Origin of the sequence: Shewanella sp. SR44-4 (assembly GCF_014163715.1) — a bacterium.
Lineage (GTDB): Bacteria > Pseudomonadota > Gammaproteobacteria > Enterobacterales > Shewanellaceae > Shewanella.
Genome location: NZ_JACJDU010000092.1, coordinates 1 through 4,471, shown reverse-complemented (window position 1 = coordinate 4,471; position 4,471 = coordinate 1). Strand labels below are relative to the sequence as shown.

General features: G+C 40.5%; 3 protein-coding genes. All 3 read left to right on the top strand.

Translation table 11 applies throughout. The features are described from left to right. Positions 1–174: 174 nt before the first annotated feature. The 3 genes from H5125_RS21365 (at position 175) to H5125_RS21355 (ending at position 3,968) form a co-directional block, all read left to right on the top strand. Positions 175–732, top strand: a complete 558-nt coding sequence (locus H5125_RS21365; protein ID WP_182745433.1) for a DUF2971 domain-containing protein — start codon at positions 175–177, stop codon at positions 730–732. A 729-nt stretch (positions 733–1,461) separates the two neighbouring features. Continuing rightward, positions 1,462–2,934 carry a group II intron reverse transcriptase/maturase gene (gene ltrA / locus H5125_RS21360; RefSeq protein ID WP_182745431.1) on the top strand — a complete coding sequence of 491 codons (1,473 nt, stop codon included), beginning with the start codon at positions 1,462–1,464 and terminating at the stop codon, positions 2,932–2,934. A 665-nt stretch (positions 2,935–3,599) separates the two neighbouring features. After that, on the top strand, positions 3,600–3,968 hold the full coding sequence (locus H5125_RS21355; protein WP_182745430.1) for a hypothetical protein: 369 nt from the start codon (positions 3,600–3,602) through the stop codon (positions 3,966–3,968). The last annotated feature ends 503 nt before the right edge of the window (positions 3,969–4,471 follow it).

Genomic DNA, 4,471 nt, shown 5'->3' with positions numbered 1-4,471 from the left:
GAAGTAGCATCTGCCACTGAGTAGTTGTTCTGTATGTTTTCATCACCTGCTCCAAATTTATCATTGAGCAGGTATTTTTAGACAATCAGAACATCGATGCTAGGTGTGGTTCGCTAGACGGTTACTTTTTTACAACAGCTATCGGCGAAAGAAAGAAGGGTCGCAAAGCCGTTATTGGGCAAAAAAAATGGTCAGACCAACTTTAGAAAGTATCGAGATGAAATAAACAAGCTTTTTGACAGTTATAAAATGTTCTGCGTGACCATCAAAGACAACAATGATCTCATGTGGTCACATTACACGAACAATCATAAGGGTTTTTGTATTGAATTGGATGCAAGTAAGTTAGATGCTGAAAAAGTTAGCTATAAGTCTGAATTAGCCAAATTCAAACTTCTTGATATCTTCAAAAATGAATACGGCTTGATCACCACAGAAAATTTAAGTCATCTAATCAAAGAGGCTATGCTAACCAAGCTAGAAAAGTGGCGCTATGAAGAAGAGTACCGAATTACAGCTAGTCACAAAATGCATGAGCTCCATCAGCTTCAAGATAATACTAAATTTACTATATATAGAAGTAACCAGGAGTGGGTAAAGGCAATAATTTTTGGGCATAGAATGGATGATAAAGTTCGGCAATATATTATCGATACTTACGGGGAAAGTGTTAAATATAAGGTGGCAGTCCCTGACATGCGTGTAGGTACAATAAATATAATTGATTATTGATACCGGCGGGGTGGGATTTTATGGATGTTGAACACTACCGAAATTTTTTCCATACATCAATTAATCCGAACTCAGCTCAATAGACTTGGAACTCTAACAAGCTTTTGTCCATTTTTGGGTCAGCGACATCTTCGCTGACTCACTTATGCCCGTGCGACCTGAAGTCGTATGAAGCGCTGTTCACCGCGATAAGAGTGAACCATCTGTATCACCAGATGACCCTAAGACTCTGAATAAAGCAGCGAGTCTGACAATGTAACGATATTTGGCTTTATGCCGAATGGGAACTGAATCGTGAGAGGACGTTTCTCCTGATAACCACAATCGGGTAAGTGCTAGGGTGTCAGTATGATGAACGTAAGTGAATCCATGTAAGGTGCGTTATACGAGAAACAGCGGAAGTGGTTTATACGCTGTGGCCAAAATGGCAATGAGAGTCGGAAAGGAGTTGGGCAGTGCCCTTTCGTGATCGTTGTACTCTCCGCACTAGAGTGGGCATCTAACCTGACGTTGCGCGACATACGGAACAGGGTAAGCCTGTATTGCTCCCCTTGGGAAAGCGGTCTGCGAAGACTGCCGATAGTCATGCAGGTAAAGGAGGCTAGAAAAAGCGAATGCCGCATTGTAATGATGCGGATACTGATTTTATCTGGCGCGAAAGCGAGCTGACTTCTAGCTGGTCTCCCGTTGCAAGATGATTTGAAGAACTTTATTTAAGGAGAAACGCAAATGATGACTTCAATCGAAGTTAGTGCATCCCCTGACAATGCTCAATGGCAGTCCATTAACTGGAAAGTGGTTAAGCAACACGTATTAAAGCTTCAAATGCGCATTGCAAAAGCAACCCGAGAAGGTAAACACGGCAAGGCGAAAGCGTTGCAGTGGATATTAACTCACTCTACATCAGCAAAATTGCTTGCTGTTAAAAGAGTTTCTCAAAACAAAGGCAGCAAAACACCTGGAATAGACGGGATCGTTTGGAACAGTGATGCTCGTTGTATAGGTGCGGTCAATCAACTGAGTAGAAAGGGCTACCATGCCCAACCGCTCAGGCGTATCTACATCCCCAAGAAAAACGGCAAACTCAGACCTTTAGGCATTCCTTGCATGATAGATAGAGCGCAGCAAGCGCTTCATCTTCTCGCCTTGGAGCCTATTTCGGAAACGGTGACCGACCTCAATAGCTATGGCTTTCGACCTAACCGAAGCGCAGCAGATGCAATTGCACAGTGCTTCAAATGTTTATGTATGAAGCGCTCTAGCCAATGGGTTCTTGAGGGTGACATCAAAGCTTGTTTCGATAAGATAGGTCATCAATGGCTCATCGACAACATTCATTTAGATAAGCGAATGCTGAAACAATGGCTTGGATGTGGTTATGTTGATAAAGGATTGTTCTACAAAACAGCAGAAGGAACACCACAAGGCGGGATAATCTCCCCAACGCTGATGTTGCTCACGCTGGCTGGGTTAGAGCAGTTGGTTAAGTCTATTGCCTGTAAAACAGGGAATAGAGTCAACTTTATCGGATATGCAGACGATTTTGTTATCACAGGTTCTTCGAAGGAAGTGCTCGTTAATGAAATCAAGCCGCAACTAATTGGTTTTCTACAGGAAAGAGGCTTAACACTCTCTGATGAGAAAACGCACATTACTCATATCGATGATGGTTTTGACTTTCTGGGATTCAATCTTAGAAAGTACAAAGGCAAACTGCTCATTAAACCGAGCAAGAGCAACGTTCTATCATTTTTGAGTAATCTACGTGAATTCATTAGAAAACATCCAACAATCCCCGTTAACGATTTAATTAAAATATTGAATCCGAAACTGAGAGGATGGGCGAACTATTATCGCCACAGTGTTGCAAAGCAAGTTTTCGGTTATGTAGGGCATCAACTTTTCTGGCTGTTATGGCGTTGGGCCGTTAGGCGTCATCCAACTAAAAGTAAGGACTGGGTGAGGCGTAAATACTATATGAATCGCATAGGAGGATGGCAATTTCACGGCTGGCAGAAAATCGCCAACATGGACTGCCATTTTAATCTGGTTCAGATAGCTCAAACGCCGATAAAAAGACATGTAAAAATCAGGAGTGCAGTGACACCTTACGACCCCGAATATGCAACTTACTTAAGTAAGCGTAAGCGGGCAAAGGAAGGCCGAAACTCTTGGTTCGAACCTGTCTTGGCTGCGATATAGGGTGCTGGGTAACAGAATACGCCTTAGTGGAGGCTTGAGCCGTATGCAGTGAAAGTTGCATGTACGGTTCTTAGGAGGGCGGTACTTGGTAACAAGTGCCGCCTATCCGACCATAACGATTTAGCACCTCATTTTTTTACATTTCCCAAATTTAATTAATTTATGAGATTTTGTAATCAATGTTTATCCAATTAAGAACTCCTTTTTGCCCCTTTAAGTGTCTATTCACCACAACATGAAGAGGTTTATATGGACGCTTAGAACAAAGGCCATCCAAAATGACAAAAAAGACTATTCAAAATAGAAGATATTTGGCGTATCCGCCCCCGTTTCAGCATGTTATAAGATATAGATTAGCGAGTGTAGATATCTTACGATTAGCAAGTTTATGGTGTGTATGACTGGCCACGAGATAATACTGCAGAATACATTACTGAGTATCAGGCAAAGGTGTTTTTGTTGCTCAGGCTGTCACAGGATCAACAATGAATGAGTGGGCAATTATAAGAGGTGCATCCAATCAAACTATCAAAAAATTCAACGATTGGTTCAGATGAAGCGTGATATTGCCGATAGTTTCTATGGTAGGCATAACATTTTGATTAACTCTACTGTGAAATGCTGATCTGTGGGTGTTATTGTCCAAATTACTGAGGAGTGATATTTTGAGTATTATTAGTTTGCTGAAGCTATATCTAAGTAATAGCTATCGAAATAAATTACATTCTTTGGGGCGTGGGGCGATGCTGTTTGTTGAGATGGATTTCATTTTAACTTTGTCAGCAATACTATCCTCTATTGCAATATTAATTTCTATTCTTGTTTTAGGTAACGTGTTTTACGCAGGCATACTAATCCCATTTTTAGGGTGGGGTGCGAATTTATTTTTAGCTAGGAAATTTTTAATATATAAGGATCTTGAAAAGGTCGATGTCTCTAAAAGAAAAATAGTGAATTTCTTACTATTCCTCATGGGTGGCGCGGGTATTATAATAAGCTGTCAAATTATTATCTATTTTTATCCCCAATATTAATTTAGTGTCGAATGATTTAATCTCCTCTCCATCAGCCCCACTTATCTTGTAGCTTTATCTTAACTAAAGCAGCTTCACCAGGCCAGAAGAGTTGCATAGTAGCGGCCAGTTTGTGCCAGCGCCACTATTGTTTGTTATGCTAAAGGTTATAGAATACTGATGCTTCATAAGTTTTGAATTATTTTTGGTTATCCGAAATGAAGATGATCCTACGAAAAACTAAATTGATTTTGTCCACAAATGGGTTAGGGGCTTAACCCATTTATGCCCCAAAACGAGTTTCACTTTATTAATATAATCACAACTATATCTAATGGAAGTCAATATTTTTTTGCTTGAAAATATACACAACACTGGCCAAAATAACTATCCACTACACCTTTGAAATTTCAGGGGCACTAGACATTTATCGGTTAACCCTAAGATGGCACTATTCAAGTCAGAGGTGCTTTTTGCACAGTTAGTTTCAGGCTCATTTAGGGTGTAAACGACTTTGTTGATTG

Excerpts from the sequence above, each read along its gene's own strand:
- ltrA (WP_182745431.1), top strand. The coding sequence starts at position 1,462 with ATGATGACTTCAATCGAAGTTAGTGCATCCCCTGACAATGCTCAATGG.